Below are 25,107 nucleotides of genomic sequence, written 5' to 3' on the forward strand. Positions count from 1 at the left end.
TTTTATCCTTTTTTCTTTGTTATACGGAAAACTTTCATTTCTGTTGCCGGCGTTTCTTGACGGAATATCGTGTAACAGTAAAGGGTAGAAAACGTATCATCAGTGTGACTTATTTAAAAAGAGAAGCTATGGAATATAATGTGAAGCATGATGAGAAGCGCCATCGTTTCGAATACGACCGAAACGGCTTGATGGCTTTTGTAGAGTACGACCTGGAGGATGGAGTGATGGATATATTTCATACCCTTGTTCCGATACCGATGGAAGGTATGGGAGTTGGATCGGCTTTGATGAAGTACGCACTGGATTATGCCCGGGATCACCATTATAGTGTGATCCCGAACTGTGCTTTTGCTCAAGCCTTTTTATTGAGGCATACGAATTATCGGGATTTGATCAGTTAAGCACTGATTTCGATCCGGTTGTTGTCCGGGTCCAGAATCACACTTTCGTAAAAACCGTCTCCGGTTGTGCGGGGTTCTCCGATGACCTTGTACCCTGCCTGCCGGAGACGCTCTGTCAGTCGATCGACCTGATCTTTACTCCCCGTTGAAAAGGCAAGATGGGCAAAACCGATGAATTCCCGGTCTTCACTATTCCGTACCTGGTCTACATCTGTCCGGGACATGATTTCCAATGTACATCCTCCTTCGAAATGAAGCATGTAAGATTCAAAACCTTTTTTCGGATTTATATACTTTGCATGGGACTTCCCTTGAAAATAGGTGGTATAGAAACTCCTCAATACTTCTAATTGTTTGGTCCAGATTCCGATGTGTGTAATTTTCATGGTGTGTTGAAATTATTTTATACATGTTGCCGGGCAGTTTCATATTTTCTGGAGAAAAGGACCAGTAGTATAAAACCGACGAGGGCAAAGAAGGTTCCGAGCAATGCCGGATAGCGGTAACTTAAACCGGCTTGTAACGGTAATCCTCCGCAATATGCTCCGATAGCGTTTCCAAGATTAAAAGCGACCTGTACGCTGGCTGCCCCTAACATTTCTCCTCCGGGGGAGAAACGGATGAGTAAAACTTGCTGAGGACTCGAAAGGGCGAATAGTCCGGCAGTACAGAGGCACATTAAAATGACCGACAACCAGGAGATAGAAGCGAGGAAATAGATCAGTAACAGTAAAATGGAGAGACTGCCCTGCGTGAAAGCTGCTACCCGTCCCGGGGTGAAACGGTCGGAAAGCCGGCCGCTGACCAGGTTGCCGACGACCATTCCGAAGCCGGCCAATACCATCAATAGCGTGATACTCTCAGGACGAAAGCCGGACACGTGAGTCAGTAAGGGGTTGATGTAGCTATACCAGCAAAATACACCTCCGTTACCGAGCATGGTCGCTCCTAAGATTAACCAGGGAGCCGGTGATTTCAAAAAACGGAACTGTCCCTTGAAACCGGTATCGGGTAGTTTTTCTACCTGAGGCACCCAGCGCCAGATATAGTAGAGGATAAGCACTCCCCAAACGCCTACCAATAAAAAAGTCATCCTCCAGGAAATCGCAGCACTCAGCGAAGTACCCAGGGGTACACCGAATAAATTAGCCACCGTCATACCGGCTATCATGATCGATACGGCTTCCGATCCTTTTCCTTTGTCGGCGAGTTTTTCAGCAACGATAGAACCGACACCGAAATAAGCACCGTGGGGTAAACCTGAGATAAATCTCCCCAACATCAAAATCCAATAGTTGGGCGCAGAAGCTGCAATGATATTTCCCAGCATAATCATACTCACCAATACCAATAGAATATTTTTCAACGGATATTTGCGGGCGATGATCAGAAGCGGAGCGCCTACACATACCCCGATCGCATAAGCCGATATCAGATGCCCTGCAGTAGCGATACTGATATTTAAAGCTTTGGCAACATCGGGCAAAATGCCCATCATGACAAATTCGGCAATCCCTAATCCTAATGTGCCGAAAGCTAAAGCGATAAGACTCTTTTTCATTGTAATCAAATTTTCGGAGTGCAAAAATAATACGTTTCTTTACAGAAGAATTTGATCTATATCAAAAAATAAAGTTGCATCTAAGTGTTTGGTATACTCCGGATGGTGGATAGAAGTATGGTTTTTAGTTACAGGGAAAGCAAGGGGTTCTGAAGTTTGCCGGGGTGGTTGTGATTAGGGAAGGGGATTGGTTTAGACGCTTTTAAAACGTACCAATAACCTTGATTTGTCGGGGTAGGGGATTATAATATGATATACGCAGTCCCTGTGATTTTATACAAAACCTAAAATTAAAAAAATCGGAAGTGATAAAATAGATCCTTCTTTTCTTGATATTGCGACTTATTTTATAGTTTGGTAGGGTGGAATTGGATTATTAAATCTGGTCCTCAGGGGGGATTTAAATAAGTGAAAGACATCTTCGGTTTAGGAATATAATTTCATCACACGATAGGTGAATATGTTTTTTGTAAATGTGAATTCTAATCGGCAAAGGGATGGAAAATAATCATGTTAAACCGATTTATTGACGATCTGCGATAGTTGTGAGTGGGAGAAGATGGCTTTCTTTCCGGAAGAGGCGGCTGGAGCTGATTTGGTTATTTCTTGGTCGGCCGATTGCCGACTCACCGCTGATGGAGTTCTGGTTCACTTGAATGTGAAGGATAGTCAGGTAACTTTGAGAGGTATCTGCGTTAACGGAGGTAAAATTGTCTGTCCGAAAATTGAAATCGAAGTAGATGGATTTGGAGTATTTTTTTACGATGGGCTGTAACAAATCGGGAGGAGAATGGGTTTAATCGGTAAATAGTAAATATGATATCGATGAAACCTGTTTTAAGTTTTGGCCGGATTATGTTAGGTTTGGCCTATGTTGTTTATGGGTATTTGCATTTTGCACATACTGCTGCAGATGCGGCTATGGTACCTCAGGGCGTAGGACGTCCGGTGGTATGGGTGATTTTGATCGGAATCTGTTGGTGGGCGGTAGCACTGAGTTTTTTTACCAATATTCTGACGCGTTTGAGCGGAGTACTGGCATCGGTCTTGCTGTTTTTTGTTCTGTTTTTTGCAATTTTGCCTGATTTCCATGGGGTTAGTTCTTGGCTTTCGATGGCTTCGGTGTTGGGGCTGATCGGCGGGTCGTTACAGGTAGCTGCTTATGGGGAAATGTGGTATAGGCGTAAAAATCGGGGATGATATGAACAGACAACTTTTACATCGCTTGGGTGGAATATTCGATACCCACCAGATTCTCGCTTCCGATCTTTACCGGGAGATTTATTCCCGGGACGGTTCTTACTTCGATATCAAACCGGAAGTCATCGTTCGGCCCGATACCCCGCAGCAGGTACAACAGTTGCTGGCTATCGCTTCGGAAGCCGGGGTGAACGTCACTTTCCGTACCGGAGGGACTTCGTTGTCGGGACAGAGTGTTAATGAAGGGATTATCTGTGAATTGCGTACGGCCTGGAAGAAAAGCGAGGTACGTGATCATGGACGGAAAATCTGGTTTGAGCCGGGGTTGACCGCTCATCAGATCAATACGATATTGAAAAAATACCAGACAAGAATCGGGCCGGATCCTGCTTCGGCTATAGCGGCTATGATGGGGGGAATACTTTCGAACAACAGTAGTGGGATGCAGACCGGAACGCGTTATAATTCCTACCATACCTTAAGTGCTATCGAGTTTATGTTGGCTAACGGCCATCGCTACAATAGTAGTGTTGCTGCTGATCGGCAACGCTTTGAGCAGGAGGAAGAATGGTTATGTCAGGGGTTGTTGCGGATACGGGAACAAATCCTGAAGAACGATGAAATCCGTAACCGGATTATCGAAAAATATAAGATCAAGAATGTAACCGGGTACAGCATGAATGCTTTCGTCGATTTCGAACACCCGATGGATATTTTCGCTCATCTGCTGATCGGTGGGGAGGGTACTTTGGGATTTATCGTTTCGGCGGAGTTGAACACCTTGCCGCTGATGCCTGTGTATAGTTCGGCGATGCTTTATTTCAAGGATGCTACGCAAGCGGCGGCTTCTGCAGCTCTCCTCGGAGAAAGTGGAGCGGTATCGGTAGAGATGATGGATTATGCTGCCCTCAGCAGCCTGGGAAACCGTCCGGAATTACCCCGGGGGACGACAGCTATGCTGATCGATTATGGTGCACAGTCGCCGGAAGAAATGCAGGATATGGTAAAACGTCTACAGCCCCGGCTGAAGAAATTGGATGGTATGGTCGATATGGAAGAGTTCACCCATACGGTGAGCGAGCGGGAAAAGCTGTGGGAGGTCCGTAACGGCATTTTTCCTTGTGTTGCAGGGGCTCGTATTCCGGGTAATGCCGTGGTACTCGAAGATGTGGCTGCTCCGGTTGGAAAACTGGCTGATCTGGTTGGAGGATTACAGCAGTTATTCCGAAAACATGGTTATGAAGGTTCTATTTTCGGACATGCCCGCGATGGAAATGTACATCCCTTGGTGACTTCGGGGATGGAGACTGTAACCGAGGTCAATAACTTTTCCCGCTTTATGGAAGGAATGGTCACACTGGTACTTTCGCTCGACGGTTCGCTAAAAGGTGAACACGGTACCGGGCGTGCTGTCGCCCCTTTTGTCGAGCGGGAGTGGGGAACTGAAATTTACGCTATGATGCAGGAACTGAAAAGACTGGCAGATCCGAAGGGTATACTGAATAAAGGAGTGATCCTGAATGAAGATCCGGATGCCCATTTACATTCGATCAAGAAGATGACACTTTTTGCCGGGGAGTTGAACTATAAAAAGGCCGATACATGTATCGAATGTGGGTTTTGTGAGCATGTTTGTCCTTCTCGTTATGTTACGCTAACACCTCGCCAGCGATTGCAGGCCCGACGAATTATTGAACGGACCGGTAGCAGGGAGCTGGAAAAAGAATATGACTATATCGGCGAACAGACCTGTGCGGCGGATGGGATGTGTCAGGTGCCTTGTCCTATGGGGATCAGCACGGCTGTGGTCACCGATGCTATCCGGGCTAAAAAGGCAACTCCCGCAGAGTCGGATATCCTGTACTACGGAGCAGAACATTTCGGAGCGGTGGAAACCGACCTGCGTGCTATGTTGAAGGTGGCTGTAGGTACGGAACGGGTTATTTCACCTTATCCTCTGCTTTGGGCTACCGATTTTTTACACAGGATATCGCATCAGGTGCCTCATTGGTCGTCTCATTTTCCGATGCCCCGAAAATTACATTACCGGGAAGAAGCGAATCCCGATTTTGTTTATTTCCCGGCTTGTGTCACCCGTATTTTCGGTGCTTCGGGTTTGCATAAAGACGATTTGATCACAGTAGTACTGCGGTTGGCCGGTAAAGCCGGGATTCGGGTAAGTCTGCCAGAAGAGGCGCATGGGTTGTGTTGTTCACAGATTTGGGAACATAAGGGAAATCCTGCGGGACAGCGGTTGACCGCCAACCGTACGATAGAAAGTTTTTATAAATGGTCGGGCGGAGGACGGATTCCGATATTCTGTGATACCACTTCGTGTACACATACACTGTTGTTTGAAACCGGTGGGGACATACTTACCCCCGAAAACCGGGAGAAATACAAGCAATTGAAAATCATGGATATCACACAATGGCTCAAAGAAGTTGTTTTACCCCGAATCAAAGTTATTCGCCCGAAAAATCGGATTTTACTTCATCCGACCTGTTCCTGTCAGATCATGGGACTTACTCCGGTGTTGCTCGATATTGCCCGTAAATGTGCCCGGGAAGTTATATTACCTGACAATTGGGGATGTTGCGGGGCTTCCGGTGACCGCGGTTTCATTTTTCCGGAGTTGTCTGATTCGGCAACCCGGGATGAACGGGATGAAATTGGCCATGAATCGTTCGACGGTTGTTATTCTTTGGCACGGACCTGTGAGATTGCGATGCAGGACCATATCGAACAACCGTATGAGTCGATCGTTTATCTGGTGGATGAGACAATTCAGGACCAGGGAACGTAGGTATGAGGTCCTGGTGTAAATATGCATGGAGCATTTTTTTCTTTGTAAAGGTGATCTTTCAACCGAATCAGGGAATGCAGATCCGATTCCCTGTATTCATTTTTTTATTTGTGGTTATTATGTTATTTTTGCAAAAATAAATGAAATATGTAGTGGTGTCTGTGATTTCAAATTACTATGAAAGTACAAATAGAAGAAAGCTGGCGGAGACAATTACAGGAAGAGTTCGATAAACCCTATTTTGAGCATTTAGTGGGATTTGTGAAAGAGGAATATGCGCGTTATACGGTTTTCCCTCCGGGAAGTCGGATTTTTCATGCTTACAATACTTGTCCTTTTGAAAAGGTAAAGGTAGTCATTCTGGGGCAGGATCCCTATCACGAGCCGGGGCAGTATTACGGACTTTGCTTTTCGGTGATGGACGGAGTTCCTTTCCCGCCTTCGTTGGTAAATATTTTCAAAGAGATACAGAACGATCTGGGGAAGCCTATTCCCCGTTCGGGACGTTTGGAGCGCTGGGCGGATCAGGGAGTATTATTGATCAATGCCATTCTGACCGTACGGGCACATCAGGCCGGTTCGCATCAGGGAAAAGGCTGGGAAGAGTTTACGGATGCCGTGATCCGGCGACTGAATGATGAACGGGAGCATATCGTGTTTATGTTGTGGGGGGCGTATGCTCAGAAAAAAGGGGCTTTTATCGACCGTACTCGGCATTGTGTACTGACGGCTCCCCATCCTTCCCCGCTGTCTGCAGACCGGGGCTTTTTCGGATGCAAGCATTTCAGTAAAGCCAATGCCTATTTCCGGAGTAAAGGATTGGCAGAAATCGAGTGGTGATTCTGATTATAAGAACTATTTTATATTTTTGTGCGGTTTAATATGAAAAATAGGAAGGAAATGAAAAAATGGATGTTAGTGGTTCTGGTGTTGGCCGGAAGTGTGAGCTGGGGACAGGCTCAGATAAAAATCGGAAACCGTACGATCAATACGAAGAAAGTGTTGAATGCGGCTTCGGAAGTGGCTTCTGCCATTACCTTGTCGGATGAGGATGTAGCTGCTTTGTGCCGTGAGTCGGTGAAATGGATGGATGAGCAAAATCCGGTTTCAGACCCCGGATCGGCTTATTCTAAACGTTTGGATTCGCTGATGAAAAAAGTAGGGGAGGTAGAAGGTTTGAAATTGAACTATAAGGTATATGAGGTGGTGGATATCAATGCGTTTGCTTGCGGAGACGGGAGTATTCGGGTATTTTCGGCCTTGATGGACCTGATGGATGACGACGAACTGATGGCAGTTATCGGTCATGAAATCGGTCATGTCGTACATACCGACAGCAAGGATGCCATGAAAAATGCCTATTTGGCTGCTGCTGCAAAGAGCGCGGCAGGAGCTGCAGGAGGAGTATTGGAAAAATTGACCGATTCACAACTGGGGGAGATTGCCCAAGCCTTGTCGAATGCTCAATTTTCACAAAAACAAGAAACTGAAGCCGATGAATATGGGTTTGAATTTTGTATCAAACATGGTTTCGATCCTTATGGGATGGCTAATGCACTGGAGAAGTTGAATAATTTGTCCGAGGGACAAAAGGCATCTAAATTTCAGCAGATGTTTTCTAGTCATCCCGATAGTGCCAAACGGGCGTCCCGGATGAAAGAGAAAGCGGATGCTTATCTGAATAAATAGAATCCCTGACTAACGGCGGGGCCGGGGCTGGTGTGGCGTGAGAAATGATTGAGTTTGATGAAGTGCCCGAAGATCTTTTGTTGTTGTTCCGGGAGATACCGTTACGAACTGTGATGGTTTGCGTGTTTCAAGGTTGGTCATATGGATAAAATATAAAAAATATTTTCGTCTGTTTATTTCTTTTGAGGTTGTAGTTGCGGAATAACGATTGTTCAAAAACTTTACTGAGTTATTTCCGTTCAACTCAGAAAAACAAGCAGATGAAAATTGCAATTAGTGGAGCGACCGGTTTTATCGGTACACATTTAACCCGTTATTTATCGGGACAGGGGCATGAAGTGACAGGACTTGGACGGAAATGGTTCGGTCGGGGAAATGCCGATCATTTGGCAAAGTTGATGGAAGGAATGGATGTCGTTATTAATTTGGCAGGAGCCCCTGTCAATCATCGTTGGACGACGGCATATAAACAGGAATTGTACGATAGCCGGATCATTCCTACACGTATGCTGGTCGATGCGATTAACCGGACTGTCCGGGTTCGGCTTTTTATTTCGGCTTCGGCGGTAGGATATTACCCTTCCCGGGGCTGTTACGATGAATATAGTCATGTGAAAAGCGATGGTTTTTTGGCCGGATTGTGTAGGGCTTGGGAAGCAGAGGCTGGACTGATCCGGAAGTCGGCCAGATTGATCATTACGCGTTTTGGGGTGGTATTATCCCCTGAGGGTGGGGCTTTTCTGCAACTTATCCGTCCTTTGCAGAGTAGATTGGCAACGGTGATCGGGTCCGGGAATCAACCTTTTACCTGGATTGCTCTAACTGATTTGATCGGGGCAATGGGATTTGTGATCGACCAGCCCGGATGGAGTGGGGTTTTTAATTTTGTGACGCCGGAGCAGACGACTAACGCTGCTTTTACCGCTGCTTTGGCCCGACGGTATCATGCCCGATTAACCGTAAAACTCCCGACTGTTTTTTTTCGATTGTTTTATGGGGAGGGGGCTGTTTTGCTGACCGAGGGCCAATGTGTGAAACCTACCCGTTTGCTGGAAAAGGAATTTCAGTTTCAGGCACCTACTGTAGAGGCTTTTTTTAAGCGTATATAGAGTAAATATCTCGGTTGAAATGGGAGAGACCGATGATTCTTTTTTAATTTTGTTGCAGGTATAAAAATGAATAGCCATGAAAGTCGTCTTAATAAATGGAAGTCCTCACCGGAAAGGGAATACGTTTATCGCCCTTTCGGAAGTAGCGGGGGCACTTGAAAAAGAAGGTGTACAAACGGAGATAATCCAACTTGGGATAAAAGCGGTGCAAGGGTGTATTGCTTGTAATAAGTGTGCAGAGTTGGGACATTGTGTATTTCAGGACACCCTTTATAATCAGGTCAGAGAAGCATTGCAGGAAGCAGATGGTATCGTCGTTGGTTCGCCGGTATATTATGCCGGTCCGAACGGGGCGCTCTGTGCATTGCTCGACCGGGTGTTTTATTCCTGTTCGGAATTGTTGGCTTACAAAGCCGGAGCTTCGGTGGCTGTTTGTCGCCGGGGTGGGGCGAGTGCCACTTTCGACCGGTTGAACAAATATTTTACTATCCTGAATATGCCGGTAGTTTCTTCGCAATACTGGAATAGCGTTCATGGGATGCGGCCCGGAGAAGCAACAGAGGATGCCGAAGGACTTCAGACTATGCGTATGCTGGGCCGGAATATGGCTTGGTTGCTGAAAGGAGTGAAACGGGAAGAACGGCCGGAACCGGAACTTCGGGTCATGACTAATTTTATACGATGAAAATTTTAAATCCTCGGGTAACTTGAAAGACGAGCATTTAAGTCCTTGTTTTTTAAAGTATCCGGACTTTTATATTGGGGTATTTTCTTGCCTGTATGGTTATTTCTCCTTACTTTTACGCATCCTGATATATAAAATAGGGTGAAAATTTAAAATTTTTATGAAAAATATTTACAGGACGGCATGTTGGATTGCCTGCCTTTTGTGTTGTGTGCATACCTTGTGTGGTAAAAATGTTGAGGGAGATGTTAACTATGTCTTGATAATCAATACTTATACGGAGTCGACTCCTTGGAGTAACAGCATGATTTATCCGATTGTCAGTATGGCTTCACAAGATGAAAAATTGGGGGTATATACCGAGCATATGAATATGTTGATGATGGATGGTGAAGAGGAATTGGCTGCATTTGAGAAAAATATTTTTAAGGATTTTGAGACCCGTCCTCCGAAACTGATTGTATTATTGGGGACAGCCAGTTTTATTCTGTGTGAGGATTTGGATCGTCAGTGGCCGGATATCCCGATCATATTGTGTGGAGAGCGGGATTATGCCGGAAATAAGGATATGGTGTTGAAAAAACAACCGCTGACTCCGGAAGAGCGTATGCCCTTGACCGCTTGGCAGGGTAAATATAATATGACCTCTATGCCGATCCAGGTCTATTTCGAAGAAAACCTGGATTTGATGAAACGGTTGATTCCCGGTATGAAGGAAGTATTGTATATCGGTGATGAAACTTATATTTGTCAGCAGAATGATTATGATCTGAAACATTTGATGGAGTCCGGATATCCTGAATTGAAATACCGTTTTCTATGTTCCAGGGATATCGGTATCGATAGTCTTTTCACTATTTTAAATCAGATAGATGTCCGGACAACGGGTATTTTATTTTCATCCTGGTTTCAAAAAAGAGTTTATGCCGGCAATACCGTGTTGTATGCTAACAGCCATCGGATTATAGCCACTTCTTCGGTGCCGTTGTTTTCTTTTAAGAATGTCGGAATCGAAGAGGAAGGAGGAATTATCGGAGGTTTTATTTATAATAAAACAGATTATGTCGCTCATCTTTGCGAAACGATCAGGGAGATTATCGGTGGGCGTCAGGCACGTGATATCCCTTTTTACTATGGCCCGAAAGGGACGCCTGTGTTTAATTATCAATCGTTGTTGCAGCGTAACCTCGATCCTGAGTTGTGTCCGCCGGGAACTGTTTTTTACAATATGCCGCCTACCTTTTGGGAGAAATATAAGTATATACTGATCGGGATCGGTTTTCTTTTAGTGGGGGTATTGCTAATTTTCCAATATCATCGTTTGCGGGTACTGGAAAAGATAAAAATGATACAACGCAGAGAATTGCAGGCCAATGAGAGGTACTTGGATCTGATCGATAATATGCCGATCCTTTATATGCATGAAGAGCTGATTAAGGATGCAGAAGGAAAGGTTGTCGATACGAGATATTTAGATATAAATCGTTATTTTGAAAATAATTTTTTCAAACGGGAAGAGATTATCGGGAAACTGGGGAGTGAGGTCTTTCCGGAGTCGATGCCGGAATTTCTGCATTTTGTGAATATAGCTCTTTGGGAGAAACGGTCGGTGACTTTCCCCTATTACTATAAAAAAATCGATATTTTTTACGACGTCGTAGTAAATGTCACAGAAGACGGCCATGGGGTAGATATATTCTGCGTGGATAGTACGGAGCTTCATCATGCCCAGAAACAGTTGGGCTTGACCAACCAAAAGCTTTCCATGGCATTGGATGTTGCGAATATTGTGCCCTGGAAGTGGGATTTACAGGCTCATACGATTCTCTGTGATGTCAACCGGCCAATCGAATTAAGCAGGGAGGAGACGGAGGTGGATGAAGAGCAACTTTTTGTGCCGGACTGGCAATATTTTTCAAAAATCCATAAGGAAGATCTGGAGAAAGTGAAGAAAGCTTATGCCGACCTGATCGAAGGGCGTATTGCAAAAGTGAAAGAGGAATACCGGGTGATCGACAAAGTGAATGACCATTACCGGATAGATTGGGTTGAAGCTCAGGCGGCAGTCGAAACCCGTGATGAATATGGGAAGCCTCTGACTTTGGTTGGCTCTTCGCTGATCATTACCGAGCGGAAAAGAATAGAAGCCGAATTATTGTCGGCTAAGGAACGGGCAGAGGAATCGAACCGTTTGAAATCGACCTTCCTGGCCAATATGAGTCATGAGATCCGGACTCCATTGAATGCCATTGTCGGTTTTTCAGGAATTTTGGCTTCTGCTGAAGAGGGACAGGAAAAACAAGAGTATGTGAGTATCATCGAGAACAACAATGCTTTGTTGTTGCAACTGATCAGTGATATTTTGGACCTATCAAAGATCGAAGCAGGAACGATGGAGTTTGTTTATTCTGATTTTGAGCTGAATAAAGTGATGGACGAACTGGAAAATTCCCTGCGTTTAAAATTAGATCCGGCCAAAGAAGTGCAACTTTGTTTCGAACCCGGCTTACAGGAATGTTATGTCCATTTGGAACGAAACCGCTTGTCCCAACTGATCATCAATCTGGTGACCAATGCCATTAAGTTTACAGAAGAGGGAAGTATCCGCTTCGGCTATCAACTGTGGGAGAGTGGGCAGTTGTATTTTTACGTCAGGGATACCGGTTGTGGGATACCCCGGGATAAGCAGGATGCTGTTTTCGGACGTTTTGTCAAGCTGAACAGCTTTGCTCAGGGGACAGGCCTCGGGCTTTCGATTTGCCAAATGTTGGTAGAGCATATGGGGGGAGAAATCGGCTTACAGTCAGAAACCGGTGAAGGGGCGACATTTTGGTTTACCCTGCCTTTTATTGCTCCGGCAGAAAAATTTCAGGCGGAAAAAAAGATCGAGCCTATGCGGATCGAACAAAAGACCCTGACTATTTTGGTGGCTGAGGATAACGGGAGTAATTTTAAACTGATCGAATCGATATTGGGAAAGGATTACCATCTTTTGCATGCTTGGAACGGGAAGGAAGCTATTGAGTTATACCGGGAATACGAACCGCAGTTGATTTTGATGGATATCAATATGCCGGTGATGGACGGTTATGAAGCCACCCGTGAGATCCGGAAGTTCTCTTTGCAAGTGCCGATTATTGCGGTGACTGCTTTTGCTTATGCATCGGATGAACAGAAGGCTATGGAAAACGGTTTTAATGCCTATATGTCTAAGCCTATAAATGCCGGTCAGCTACGGACGAAGATTACTTCGATACTACAACGGCATGTCGTTTTTATGTGACCAATCGGAAAAATCCTGTTTTTCTATTCATTTTTACTTAACAGCTTCGTTACAAGTCTGTAACATCCTCTTTTCATCTTTGCAATGGAATTTAAGATATAATATTGCAAATGATGAATTGGATGTCAAGTGTGTTTTTTAAGGTCTGTTTGTTTGGTTTTATCGGGTTGGCCTGTCCCACAGCATTGTTGAAAGCTGAAGGGATTATAAAAGGGACAGTATTGGATAAAAACAGTGGGGAACCGGTGATCGGTGCTGCTGTTATGCTCGAGCAGACGCTGAAAGGGGCTGCTACCGATCTGGATGGTAGCTTTTCGATTTCCGGGATACCGGCAGGGAAATATAACCTACATGTTTCTTGTCTGTCTTATACTACTTTGAAGGTGGAAGGGGTTGAAATAACGGACGATCGTACCGTGGAACTGAAGATCGTGCTGGAAGCTGCTACCGAAGCATTGGAGGAAGTGACTGTGCGGGCTGTCCGTAAGATGAACAGCGAGGTGGCCATGGTGAATGCTGTTAAGGCTTCGCCTGTAGTGATGAGTGCGGTTTCCAGTCAGCTGATCACCAAAAGCCAGGATCGGGATGCTTCGGAGGTTGTAAAACGTATTCCGGGAATATCGATTATCGACGATAAGTTCGTTATTGCCCGGGGATTATCCCAGCGATACAATAATGTATGGATCAATAATAGTGCTGTTCCTAGTTCGGAGGCGGATTCGAGGGCTTTTTCTTTCGATATCGTTCCTAGTGCCCAGATCGAGAATATTATGATCATGAAGTCGCCTTCTCCGGAGATTCCGGCCGATTTTACCGGAGGTTTTATCAAAATCAGTACGAAAGATACTCCTGAAAAAAATCAATATATGCTGAGTTATGGGGTTAGTGTGAATGATCGGACTCATTTCAGGAATTTCAAATACAATAAGGGAAGTGCAACCGATTGGCTTGGATTTGACAATGGGATGCGAATGGTAAAAGGGGGGATAAAAGGAGTGTTCGATAATGAAGATGCGGCTTCGGTGGAAGAGATGACAAAACAGGGGTTTAACAATGATTGGAAAGTGAGGCATAAAAAGCCCTTTCCCGACCAGCGTTTCTCTTTCATGTTCGGCCAGGTGTTCAAGGGAGGAGAAGACAGGAAACTGGCTTTAACCGGAGCCTTGAATTATAGCAATACCGGTAAAAGTTATATCGGCATGGAAAACTCCCGTTTCGGTGTGTATAACAAAGTAAAGGATGAGCCGATTTATCAGTATAAATATACCGATAACCAATATACCCGGAACGCCAGGTTGGGGGCGATGCTGAATCTGGCCTTTACGGGGAGTAAAAGCCGTTTTTATTTCCGGAATATTTTTAACCAATTGGGAAGTAACCGATATACCGAACGTCGTGGTTGGCAGAATATCAGCTCTTTATATATTCAGGAAAAAGCAGAATATATTTATGGCAGCCGAAGTACCTATTGTGGGCAATTTTCGGGAGTCCACGATTTGCCGGCAGGGACACTGGATTGGAATCTGGGTTATTCGTATGCAAATAAAAACCAGCCGGACAGGCGGATTATCGAGCGTCAGCAAAACGATATCGTAGGGGATGTGAACTATGGAAAAATGAGGATCGACCAAAACGATATCTATAGGGATTTCCTGCGTTTGGATGAACACATTGTATCTTTCGGTGCGAATTACAATTATCTTTTCAATGAAAGCGGAGGATTTACGCCGACCCTGAAAGCGGGGGTATATGGAGAGTATTGTAAGAGAGATTATAAAAACCGGGCCTATTATTACCGGTTTTATGAAGATCATATGCCTGCAGGATTCGCTTATGAGCCGGTGGTGGAAAATATTTTGCAGGCAGAAAATTTCGGAGCTGACAAGCTTTATCTCTATGATGATACGGATAATAAAAATAGTTATAAAGGGAATAATCTGTTGTATGCGGCTTATCTGGCTTTGAATATCCCCTGGCAGCGTTTTAATGTTTATGCAGGGGTACGGCTGGAAAACAGGAATATGACACTGACCAATTATATCAGTTCGAATGCCTGGATTTCTAAAGACACTGACTTTGACAATACCGATTTTTTCCCTTCTGTGAATGTCAGTTATAATCTGACAGATAAACAATTGATCCGTTTTGCTTACGGTAAGTCGGTGAACCGGCAGGAATTTCGGGAAGTTTCGTCGTCTGTGTACGAAGATTTCGAATTGTTCAGTGATGTAAAAGGAAATCCGGATTTGAAACCGGCCTATATTCATAATCTGGATTTACGTTACGAATGGTATCCGGCTAGTGGCGAATCGGTATCTGTAGCTTTGTTTTACAAGCATTTCCGGCATCCGATCGAATGGACTTTCCGGGATGGTGGCGGAAGTTATACCTATACTTTTGAAAATGCCGATAAAGCCCGGAATTATGGTGTGGAGGTAGATATTCGTAAAGATTTGGAATTTATCGGTTTGCGGAATTTTATGTTGAACCTGAATGGGTCGTGGATAAAGAGTAAAGTTTCTTTCGATAGTGAGAATAGCCTGGAGCATGACCGGCCGATGCAGGGCCAATCGCCTTACCTGGTGAATGCAGGGTTGTTTTACCAGACGGAAAAAGCAGGCGTGATGGCCGGAGTGCTTTATAACCGGATAGGAAAAAGGATTGTCGGAATCGGGCGGTCGGATATGAGTGTGGGAGGATCTATCAATAACGATATCCCGGATATGTACGAAATGCCTCATGATGCACTCGATATTGTATTGAGCAAAAAGTTCGGAAAACAAGTAGAGGTGAAACTAAATGCGAAGGACGTCATCGGGCAGGATGCTGTGTTTAAACAATTTCCCAGGTTTGAAGACGCGAATGGACAGATCGTGGAAAGGGAACAAACCACAAAGCGTTTTGCACCGGGGAGATCCTTTACCTTAAGTGTGAGTATTCATTTGTAATCTATAAAAGTTAATTTTAATCGTTATGAAAACAATTTTGAAGAAATGGCAGATGCTTTTAATGCTTGTCTTAACCCTTGGAATTACTGCTTGTAGTGATGATAACGGCGGTAATGGGGATAACGGCGATGATGATGGAGATAATCTGAGTGATATTCTGTTTGAAAACGGTACTCAGCTGGGCAATGGGGCGGATGAGATGGAGATAAACGGAAACTATAAGTTGCCCAAGGGAGTATATGTGATGAAAGGGTGGTTGTATATTACCGATGGTTCGTCGCTCGAAATAGAAGCAGGTACGGTCATAAAAGGGGATAAAGCCACCAAAGCAGCGATTATTGCCGAGCCTGGAGGTAAACTGATTGCCAGGGGTAGACAGGATGCTCCTATTGTGTTTACTTCCAACGAACCTGTCGGTTCGCGTAAACCCGGAGATTGGGGAGGTATTATCCTGTGCGGAAAAGCGGTGAATAATCAGGGAAAAATGACTATTGAAGGAGGATTGCGTACCGAGCACGGAGGAAATGACAATGCGGATAATTCAGGAGTATTGAGTTATGTGCGGGTCGAATTTGCAGGTAATCCTTTTGATACGGACCAGGAAATCAACGGGGTGACTTTCGGAAGTGTCGGATCGGGGACGCAGGTCGACCATGTACAGGTGTCTTATTCGAACGATGATTCCTTCGAATGGTTCGGCGGATCGGTAAATTGTAAATATCTGGTGGCCTATCACGGATGGGATGATGATTTCGATACCGATAACGGTTTTTCAGGGAAAGTGCAGTTTTGTCTGGGAGTACGGAATCCGGGTATTGCCGATCAGTCTATTTCCAATGGTTTCGAGAGTGATAATAATGGAAATGGAACGACTCAGGAACCTTTTACAAAAACAGTTTTCAGTAATGTGACTTTTGTCGGACCGGTCGGGCAGGATCCTGCTTTTCAAAATACCACAGAGTATATCAAAGGAAATGGCCTGAACCCCAATAACGGTTCACGGTTAGGGCAATTCCAGGCTGCGATACAAATTCGCCGCAACTCTCATCTGAGTTGTTTTAATTCGGTCGCTATGGGGTATCCGGTCGGACTTTTGATCGAGAACGATAAAGGTTCTCAGACTCAGGAGGCAGCTAAAAACGAGGTTTTTAAACTGAATCATATCGTTTTTGCAGGAATGGGAATTTTAGGAAGTGATAAAAATAAGAGCCTGCAAGGAGGTTTGTGTACGGACGGTACGAATATCGATGCTACACAGACGGCATTTTCTGAGACTTATTTTAATACAGCTACGGGGAATGTCGCTTATCCGGCTATTGCCGATCTGAAGTTGAGCCAACCCAATAGTATGGCAGCTTCTCCGAATTACGGCCCTCTGACTGGAAGTCCGTTACTGGGAGCTGCCGATTTTACCGATGTTTTGCTGAGCAGTGGTTTTGACAAAGTGTCTTATATCGGTGCTTTTGCCAGTGACAAGGAGGCGGACAATTGGATGAGCGGTTGGACGAATTTTGATCCGCAACATACCTCTTATTAATGAATTGTTAAAATTGCAGGCGAATTTACTCCCGTAGATTTACAATTTGTAAATGATGTGAATAAGTAGTAATATTTCGGCGAAATTGAAAAAAGGATGCTTTTGCGGCATCCTTTTTGTTTTAACATTTAACAGTAACGTCATGAGTTTGTCACGAACTTGTCATATTGCAAGCTTACTTTTGTGGCGTTAAGATTTAGAAGACATTTTTTTTTCATAAGTTTGTATTAGGTTAGTTAGTAGTGAAAAGTTTCCCGCCGTGAGGCTCGAAACTTTTTCGTTTTTTGTGTTTTTCTTCAATTGAAATTTGCATATTTGTATGATGTTAGACGACAAAATATATCTTTTTAACCGATAGATCGTATAATATAGGAAATATAGTTTTATCACTAAATCATAGAACCATGAAAAAGTACATTTGCACTGTATGTGATTACGTTTATGATCCGGTACAAGGTGATCCGGATGCTGGTATCGAACCGGGAACAGCTTTCGAAGATTTGCCTGATGATTGGGTCTGTCCGTTGTGTGGGGTCGGTAAAGATGAATTCGAACCCTATGAAGAATAATTTTGGATTGTAAATAAATAGTGTTTACTTTGTGGCTTGAAATAGTTTTTATTTCATGTTATTTCAAATTTAGTAACCTGGTTGTTTGGCGGTTAAAGTCATAAAGATACAAGAGGTCGGCAATCCCTCATTGAATGTGTTAGAAATAATACATGGATATAGCTCCCCGAAAGGGAGCTATTTTTGTGTGAAATAAGTAAAAAAGCTTATTAAAATAGCGTTGGATAGGTATTGTTATTTAACAGAATATGAATAGCTTTGCATAGCTTTTCGATAAATATGCCAAGTAAATGAATAATAGTGGTTTGGCATATAAATTGTTGAAGATTTGGTATTTTAAATAAAATATGATGCGGAATATACGTGTAGTTTTTGCAGTTTTGTCTTTATCTGTTGTATTGGTTGCCGGAGTTGCAGATGAATTACAGGCACAGGAGAAAAGACAGGGATGGATTAAACGATTGAGATACAGGCGGGAATTACGTCGGGAGTTGCAAGGTGAGATTCAATTATCCGGAGCTTTTGCTCTTTATCCTATGGCTGTGAAATGGGCGGAAGAGTTTCGTAAGATCCATCCTAAAGTGAGGATCGATATTTCTGCCGGTGGGGCTGGTAAAGGAATTACCGATGCTTTGGCTAAGGTGGTAGACCTTGGAATGGTCTCCCGGGATATTTATCCGCAGGAACTGGAAAAAGGGGCTTTCCCGATAGCGGTGGTGAAGGATGCCGTCGTACCTACTATTAATTCGAATAATCCTTTGATCGATCAGATATTAGCGACCGGTTTAAAGCAACAGGTGGCTCAGGATCTGTGGATTCATACCACAGCCCGGACCTGGGGCGATGTGCTGGGGACGGGCAGTACGATACCGGTACATGTGTATACCCGCTCGGATGCTTGCGGTGCTGCAGAAACTTTTGCTGCCTGGTTAGGAGCCAAACAAGAGGATCTGGAAGGAACCGCTGTATTCGGAGATCCCGGAGTCACTTCTGTGGTGCAACGTGACAAAGTAGGGATCGGATTTAATAATATTGCCTATGCTTACGATATCAATTCTAAAAAGCCTTATCGGCATATCGCAGTGATTCCCTTGGATTTGAACGGCAATGGAAAGATCGATCCGGAAGAAGATTTTTATGCCACTAGTACAGAATTGAATGCTGCTATTGCAGAAGGGAAATATCCCAGCCCACCGGCCCGGAACCTGTTTTTGGTTTCGAATGGAAAACCGATGAAACCGGAAGTGCTTGCTTTTCTCGAATTTATTTTGACAGATGGGCAGCAATATGCTCCTGAAGTGGGATATATCGGGCTTTCATCCGATATATTGGAAGAAGAATTATTCAAATTGCAGGAATAATGATGGAGGAAGAAGATAAGATTGTACAAAAAACTTCCAGGATCCGCCTGATCAAAGATAAGATGGCCGGATCAATGATGTTGACTTTTACGTTAGTGTCTGTGTTGTTGGTCGTGCTGATCGGTATTGGTCTGGTGCTGAAATCTTTGCCTATTTTACACGACAAATCCCTGTGGGAGTTACTTAGTGGAGCGAAATGGAAACCGATGCGCGGGGATTTCGGTTTCCTGCCGTTTATTATGGGTACCCTTTGGGTGACGGCTATCGCTATCCTTTGGACTTTACCGGTTTCGTTATTTACCGCTATTTTCCTGACGGAAAATTCTAAGAGTTGGGTGAAAAGGGTGGTGTTTCCGGCTCTCGATATTTTGGCCGGTCTGCCTTCGGTCGTCTATGGAGTGTGGGGTATTTTAGTCGTAGTCCCCTGGATTTCCGATCGGTTGGCTCCACACTTTGTGGAATATTCTACAGGTTATTCCACACTGGCTGCCGGTATTGTATTGGGGATCATGATCCTGCCTTTGCTGATCAGTTTGTTTGTGGAATTATTTTCTTCTGTTCCTAAGGAATACCGGGAAGCTTCCTTATCCTTGGGAGCAACCCGTTGGCAGACGACGAAATATGTATTGCTGAAGAAGACTTTCCCGGGGATAGTAGCTTCGGTGACCCTGGCTATTTCGAGGGCTATGGGGGAGACGATCGCCGTGTTGATGGTGTGTGGAAATATTGTACAACTTCCCGACTCGTTATTCGACGGTTGTTATCCGTTGCCGGCATTGATCGCCAATAACTACGGGGAAATGTTGTCATTGCCGCTTTATGAATCGGCATTGATGTTTGCCGCTTTGATTTTGTTTGTGGTCGTATTTGTCTTTAATATCGCTTCCCGCCTGATCCTTAGAAAGCTGGAACGGAATTTGGTATGATCGAAAAACCGATGTCATGAAATTGAAATTTATTGAAGAGAAGGCTATGAAAGTGGTGATGTTGGTGACAACATTACTGGTATTTTTGTTTGTAGGCAGTATTTTATATACCATCGTCAAAAACGGCTGGGGAGCCATGAATTGGGAAATGATTTCCTCTTTGCCGGGAGGCGGGTTTTACATCGGCAAAGAAGGAGGGTTGCTGAATGCTATCGTCGGTTCGTTGTATATTGTGGGAGCTTCTACGGTATTGGGTCTGGCGGTGAGTATTCCTGTCGTGTTTTATCTGAATGTATATCTGAAAAAAAATTCGAAACGGGGTTCGTTCGCCCGACTGGCGTATGATGTGCTTTTCGGAATCCCTTCGATCGTATACGGGGCTTTTGCTTTTACCATCATGATCTATTTGGGGTTGAAGACCTCTTTGGCCGGTGGTATTATTGTCATAACGCTATTGATCATTCCGATTTTTATCCGTTCGATGGATGAGATTGCCCGGGAATTGCCGCAGGATATGCTGAATGCTTCTTATTCCCTGGGAGCTACGCGTTACGAAACGATCAAAGTGGTTGTCCGGCAGATCGCTCCGGGTATCGCTACAGCTACTTTGTTGTCTATCGGCCGGGCGATCGGAGATGCTGCTGCGGTGTTGTTCACTGCCGGGTATACGGATAATATCCCGACTTCCCTGGGACAGCCGGCAGCCACTTTGCCTCTGGCCGTATTTTTTCAGCTGAGCAGCCCTATACCCGCAGTTCAGGAAAGGGCGTATGCCGCCGCTTTGATATTGACTATTATTGTTTTGATATTGAGTATTCTGGGACGGATTATTACGAACCGTTTCTCCAGGAATAAAATTCAGTAATCATCGTGATTAAACTAATTGAGTAACTTAGTAATCTGGTAGCTATATATGAATATTCCGTTTTTAGGTAAGAAAAGCAAATGGTATAATATGTCCGATTTGAATGAAACAGAATTGAAAAAAGGTTTTTTTCGTCCGAATCAGAAATTTTGTACCGATGATTCCAAGAGATCGAACATTGTCGTAGACCATTTGAATGTCACTATCCAGCACAATCATATCCTGAAAGAGGTGTCGGCAGTTATTCCGGATCGGAAGATTACCTGTATTATCGGTCCTTCGGGTTGTGGAAAGTCGACTTTACTGAAGAGCTTGAACCGTCTGCTGGATACGAATGAAGAGGTTCATATTTCAGGTAGTGTGTTGGTAGACGGAGAAGAATTGTATGCTCCGGGAGTAGAGATTACACATATACGGCGTAAGATGGGGTTGTTGTCGCAACGTCCCTGTCCGTTACCGATGTCTGTTTATGATAATATCGCTTACGGTTGCCGGATTCATGGTATACGTAACCGGAAGAAGCTGAATATGATCGTACGCCATTACCTGCAGGCCGTGGGATTATGGGAAGAGGTGAAAGATCGTTTGCATACTCCGGCAGGTCGGATGTCTATCGGACAGCAACAACGCCTCTGTCTGGCCCGGGGATTGGCTGTCGAACCCCAGTTTATCCTGGCAGATGAAGCGACTTCGGCTTTGGATCCTATATCGAGTAAAACCATCGAGGATCTGTTTTTAAAACTTAAAGAGGAATATGCTATCGTATTGGTGACGCATACGTTGCGTCAGGCCTTACGAATTGCCGATTATGTGATCTTTATGTATATGGGAGAGATCATCGAGGCCGGACCGGCAGAACAAATCTTTAAAAATCCACAAAAGGAGTTGACACAGAAATATTTGGCCGGGGTATTTAGTTAGAAAAAGTAAAAAGTGGGAAAAAGCTATAAGCTAAGGGCTTGGAGCTGGGAAGGAAAGTAAAAATCGATTGGGATATGATGAAAGAGGATGTAATACGGTTGAATGAGCAGCTGAAAGGCAAGAAGGCGGAAGAGGTATTGGATTATTTTTTGGAAAAATACCAGGGACATATTGCTCTGGCGTCGAGTCTGGGGATTGAAGACCAGGTGTTGACTGCTATGATTTGCGGGATCGATGCGACTACCCGTATTTTTACTTTGGACACCGGGCGGTTGTTTCCTGAAACATATAGTCTGATCGGGCGGACAAATATGACATATGGAATCCGGATTCAGGTATTTTTCCCGGACTATCACGAAGTGGAAAAAATGGTGGCGGAACATGGGGTGAATTTGTTTTACGATAGCATTGAATACAGGAGGTTATGTTGTCATATCCGTAAACTGGAACCTCTGAAACGTGCTTTCCAGGGAATGAAAGTGTGGATTTGCGGATTGCGGCACGAACAATCGGTTACCCGTACAGGAAATCAGTTGGTAGAGTGGGACGGGATGAACGGATTGATAAAAGTGAATCCTTTGATCGATTGGACAGAAACCGAGGTATGGGAGTATATCCGTGAGCACGGCGTACCTTATAATAAATTGCATGATCAGGGATTTCCGAGTATCGGTTGTCAGCCCTGTACCCGGGCTGTTAAGCCCGGCGAAGATATCCGGGCCGGACGTTGGTGGTGGGAGTCGCCTGAACACAAAGAATGTGGATTACATAAATGACCGGATTTCTCGTTGCCTTGATGGTCGGAAAATTTTCTACCGGACCTAATAATGAAAGGTGCTTATATACATGTTTACCCTAAATGTAGGTTTATTTTGTTATTTATTCGTCTTCGGTGATCGTGTTTGGGGACCCGGTCGCTTCTGTCGGTCGTCTAACTTTTTCTTTCACTGACCGGCGGAACTCCTCACTTCGTTCGTCAGACACCACCGGTCGGGCGTTCAGAAAAAGCAAGACGACACTCGCCAGAGCTCCAATGATCCCCAAACACGAACACCTCCGACTTACGTTATCACTGAATTGCAGACCGGTCTTGATTTAAGAAAGATCATTCTCCCTGGAAATAAGCCGGATAGTCCGTTTTTCCTATTTTCGTAAATTTCCGCTTGTATTTCCTTTACCGGTTAGCTCTGCCGTTAGATGGAGGGTTTTATGGCGGAAGACCATTGGAGCGGGAACGAGGAGCCGGTTAGGTTTTCCGAACGCCCGACCGGTGGTGTCTGACGAACGAAGTGAGGAGTTCCGCCGGTCAGTGAAGGAAAGCCTTAGCGGATCGTTCCAGGCGAACCGGTCTGACGGGATAAAACCCGGAATCGGAATAGAAAGAAAAAAAATAAACCTACATTTATAAGTTGTAAATATGTATATCACTACCTGATAGAAATGCTTAGCGGGCTTGAAATGCCTTTTATCTATCGAAGATTTTCGGTCAATTAGGGTGGAAATATTTATAAAAAAACAGCAGTTGATAATCTATTGCATTATTCCAATATTCGTGTGTATGTCCGCCCGGACGGGTGAGGAAATCGTGGGGAATATTGTAATACCGGAGTTTTTCATGTAATTTCTGATTTACGGTATAGAAGAAGTCGTAATATCCGCAATCGATAATGATGGCTAAAGGTCCCGACTTGCTGTTGTAGGGCAATTGGTTGATTACGGTATATTCGTTCCAACGCTGGGGATTCTCTGAATAGGGGCCTAACAATTGCTTCATTTCCCAATTTTCGGGGAAAGGCCGGATATCGACACCTCCACTTATCGAGCCACAGGCTCCGTAAGTATCCGGGTGACGGAAAGCCAGCCATAAAGCACCGTGCCCGCCCATACTGAAACCGGTGATAGCTCTTCCTTTGCGGTTATTATAAGTGCGGTATTGGGAATCGATATAGTTGATCAGCTCTTTGCTCACATAAGTTTCATAGCGGTAGGAAGGATTGATGGGGCTATCCCAATACCAACTGTTCAGGCCGTCGGGACATACGATGATCATATCGAAATTAGAAGCCATTTGAGCCAGATCGGGTTTTGTATAGGTGGCCCACGTATCGTAACATCCTCCATAACCGTGGAGCAGATAGGCTACCGGGTATTTTTTCTGTGTATTTTGGGTATAGCTGGCAGGCAGGATAATGATATTTTTAATTTGTTTTTTCATGGACGTACTGTAAACCGAGATCGTGTCTATTTTCTGGGCTTGAGTTGGGAGGTATGTCCCGATCAGAAATAAGGATAGGAACAATAATTGTATCAGTCTTATTTTTTTCATAAGGGTATACTTATTGGTTTGTTACCGGATATTAACAATATAAAACTTGCTGCAAATACTCTGTAAAGATATTTATTTCTTGTATATTTTCCTGCATATTTTTTTGTTTTTCTTTGATTTTGTCCCTGCGGATATGTAACAAATACGTCATTATTTTTCAATAGTTTCGTCATAAATTTGCATTTTGTATATGGATTTCTTGTAAAGGTTCATCTTCCTCGACTGTTACGGGCAACATTTGACGTAAACTCTGGTAGGTATAAAATACCGGATACAAAGAATGTTTTGGAGATTAAAATCTAAAGTGATCCTACTGATTATTTTGGAAACTATCGATTTTATAGTAAAATCTATTTTTATTGTAGGTGTGTGTAAAATTGGGGGGTATGTATTGAATTATTTGTGTTTTATTTTGATATATGTGTATTTTTTTTGGGGGTATGTGGAAAAATAATTCAAATTTTATTTGATTATTGTTCTAAATATGTATTTTTGTCTTGGTTTTAATGAAAATAAGAAATGGGTTTGGAAAAATACTTTTTGTAGCGTATATATCCCCTTGTTTTTTTAGATTGAATATTGAAAACAGATGTTTTTATTGAAACAATATCGGCAAATCGTCTCTTTTTTCCCGGAATGTCAGATTGTGGGAACGGCTAAAGACACTTTTCAATTTCCTTCTGCCGGGAAAAGACTTCCGGCACTTATCGTTTGATTTAAAATTTCAGGCTTATGAAGATTACACTATCACAGTTGAACGTTATGGTCGGAGATATTCTCTCGAATAAAAGTAAGAACATAGACTATATTGACGAGGCTGCGGATAGTGGTGCAGATCCGGCGTTACCCGGCGAAATGGTCCTGTCTGCTGTGGGAAGGGTGTAAGATGCCGTTGGCCGATGATGTATACAGAGATA

General features: G+C 44.1%; 21 protein-coding genes. 18 read left to right on the forward strand and 3 right to left on the reverse strand.

Going from position 1 to position 25,107, the window contains the following annotated elements; all coding sequences use genetic code 11:
- Window positions 1–128 precede the first annotated feature (128 nt).
- Entirely contained in the window at window positions 129–404 is a 276-nt protein-coding gene (locus WS42_RS05100) for a GNAT family N-acetyltransferase (protein ID WP_013611502.1), read from the forward strand.
- Here WS42_RS05100 and WS42_RS05105 read toward each other — a convergent pair.
- Together WS42_RS05105 and araJ are read right to left on the reverse strand one after the other, a co-directional pair.
- Window positions 401–790 (reverse strand): VOC family protein, encoded by a 390-nt coding sequence (locus WS42_RS05105; RefSeq protein ID WP_013611501.1) that lies wholly within the window; start codon window positions 788–790, stop codon window positions 401–403. The two genes, WS42_RS05100 and WS42_RS05105, sit on opposite strands and share 4 nt — an antisense overlap.
- 17 nt (window positions 791–807) lie before the next feature.
- Window positions 808–1,965, reverse strand: coding sequence for an MFS transporter AraJ (gene araJ / locus WS42_RS05110; protein WP_046402997.1), 1,158 nt, complete (start codon window positions 1,963–1,965; stop codon window positions 808–810).
- Window positions 1,966–2,491: 526 nt separating this feature from the next.
- Between araJ and WS42_RS05115 the strand changes: the two genes are divergently transcribed.
- The 16 genes from WS42_RS05115 (at window position 2,492) to WS42_RS05190 (ending at window position 22,640) form a co-directional block, all read left to right on the forward strand.
- Complete coding sequence (locus WS42_RS05115; RefSeq protein WP_022159695.1) at window positions 2,492–2,740, forward strand: hypothetical protein; 249 nt, start codon at window positions 2,492–2,494, stop codon at window positions 2,738–2,740.
- A gap of 50 nt (window positions 2,741–2,790) precedes the next feature.
- Window positions 2,791–3,165 carry a DoxX family protein gene (locus WS42_RS05120; protein ID WP_013611499.1) on the forward strand — a complete coding sequence of 125 codons (375 nt, stop codon included), beginning with the start codon at window positions 2,791–2,793 and terminating at the stop codon, window positions 3,163–3,165.
- A 1-nt stretch (window position 3,166) separates the two neighbouring features.
- On the forward strand, window positions 3,167–5,971 hold the full coding sequence (locus WS42_RS05125; RefSeq protein WP_046450806.1) for an FAD-binding and (Fe-S)-binding domain-containing protein: 2,805 nt from the start codon (window positions 3,167–3,169) through the stop codon (window positions 5,969–5,971).
- A 177-nt stretch (window positions 5,972–6,148) separates the two neighbouring features.
- Entirely contained in the window at window positions 6,149–6,811 is a 663-nt protein-coding gene (gene ung, locus WS42_RS05130) for a uracil-DNA glycosylase (protein ID WP_022159697.1), read from the forward strand.
- Between the two features lie 60 nt (window positions 6,812–6,871).
- Window positions 6,872–7,660, forward strand: coding sequence for a M48 family metallopeptidase (locus tag WS42_RS05135; RefSeq protein WP_046403001.1), 789 nt, complete (start codon window positions 6,872–6,874; stop codon window positions 7,658–7,660).
- A gap of 260 nt (window positions 7,661–7,920) precedes the next feature.
- Window positions 7,921–8,769 (forward strand): TIGR01777 family oxidoreductase, encoded by an 849-nt coding sequence (locus tag WS42_RS05140; RefSeq protein WP_022159698.1) that lies wholly within the window; start codon window positions 7,921–7,923, stop codon window positions 8,767–8,769.
- A 76-nt stretch (window positions 8,770–8,845) separates the two neighbouring features.
- Entirely contained in the window at window positions 8,846–9,454 is a 609-nt protein-coding gene (locus WS42_RS05145; RefSeq protein ID WP_013611494.1) for a flavodoxin family protein, read from the forward strand.
- A 160-nt stretch (window positions 9,455–9,614) separates the two neighbouring features.
- Window positions 9,615–12,737 carry an ATP-binding protein gene (locus WS42_RS05150; RefSeq protein ID WP_022159699.1) on the forward strand — a complete coding sequence of 1,041 codons (3,123 nt, stop codon included), beginning with the start codon at window positions 9,615–9,617 and terminating at the stop codon, window positions 12,735–12,737.
- A gap of 122 nt (window positions 12,738–12,859) precedes the next feature.
- Window positions 12,860–15,685, forward strand: a complete 2,826-nt coding sequence (locus WS42_RS05155; protein WP_041557225.1) for a TonB-dependent receptor — start codon at window positions 12,860–12,862, stop codon at window positions 15,683–15,685.
- A gap of 25 nt (window positions 15,686–15,710) precedes the next feature.
- A complete protein-coding gene (locus WS42_RS05160) occupies window positions 15,711–17,222 on the forward strand; it encodes a beta-helix domain-containing protein (RefSeq protein WP_013611492.1) in 1,512 nt (503 codons plus the stop codon).
- Between the two features lie 404 nt (window positions 17,223–17,626).
- Window positions 17,627–17,791 carry a rubredoxin gene (gene rd / locus WS42_RS05165; RefSeq protein WP_013611491.1) on the forward strand — a complete coding sequence of 55 codons (165 nt, stop codon included), beginning with the start codon at window positions 17,627–17,629 and terminating at the stop codon, window positions 17,789–17,791.
- A 347-nt stretch (window positions 17,792–18,138) separates the two neighbouring features.
- Complete coding sequence (locus tag WS42_RS05170; protein WP_013611490.1) at window positions 18,139–19,152, forward strand: PstS family phosphate ABC transporter substrate-binding protein; 1,014 nt, start codon at window positions 18,139–18,141, stop codon at window positions 19,150–19,152.
- Window positions 19,152–20,078: a phosphate ABC transporter permease subunit PstC gene (gene pstC, locus WS42_RS05175; RefSeq protein WP_013611489.1), complete on the forward strand. Its 927-nt coding sequence runs from the start codon at window positions 19,152–19,154 to the stop codon at window positions 20,076–20,078. Before WS42_RS05170 ends, pstC begins: the two co-directional genes overlap by 1 nt.
- Before the next feature lie 16 nt (window positions 20,079–20,094).
- A complete protein-coding gene (locus WS42_RS05180) occupies window positions 20,095–20,943 on the forward strand; it encodes a PstA family ABC transporter permease (protein WP_013611488.1) in 849 nt (282 codons plus the stop codon).
- A 90-nt stretch (window positions 20,944–21,033) separates the two neighbouring features.
- Window positions 21,034–21,864 (forward strand): phosphate ABC transporter ATP-binding protein, encoded by an 831-nt coding sequence (locus tag WS42_RS05185; protein WP_113028748.1) that lies wholly within the window; start codon window positions 21,034–21,036, stop codon window positions 21,862–21,864.
- A gap of 74 nt (window positions 21,865–21,938) precedes the next feature.
- The gene (locus tag WS42_RS05190; RefSeq protein ID WP_013611486.1) at window positions 21,939–22,640 is read left to right on the forward strand and encodes a phosphoadenylyl-sulfate reductase; all 702 of its coding nucleotides are present in this window, start codon (window positions 21,939–21,941) and stop codon (window positions 22,638–22,640) included.
- A gap of 710 nt (window positions 22,641–23,350) precedes the next feature.
- Here WS42_RS05190 and WS42_RS05195 read toward each other — a convergent pair.
- A complete protein-coding gene (locus tag WS42_RS05195; protein ID WP_046403005.1) occupies window positions 23,351–24,190 on the reverse strand; it encodes an alpha/beta hydrolase in 840 nt (279 codons plus the stop codon).
- Between the two features lie 732 nt (window positions 24,191–24,922).
- On the opposite strand from WS42_RS05195, the gene WS42_RS15350 reads away from it, so the two are divergent.
- Entirely contained in the window at window positions 24,923–25,075 is a 153-nt protein-coding gene (locus tag WS42_RS15350; protein ID WP_013611484.1) for an NAD+ synthetase, read from the forward strand.
- Window positions 25,076–25,107: the final 32 nt, after the last annotated feature.

The sequence above is a fragment of the Odoribacter sp. N54.MGS-14 genome, from assembly GCF_000980295.1.
Lineage (GTDB): Bacteria > Bacteroidota > Bacteroidia > Bacteroidales > Marinifilaceae > Odoribacter > Odoribacter splanchnicus.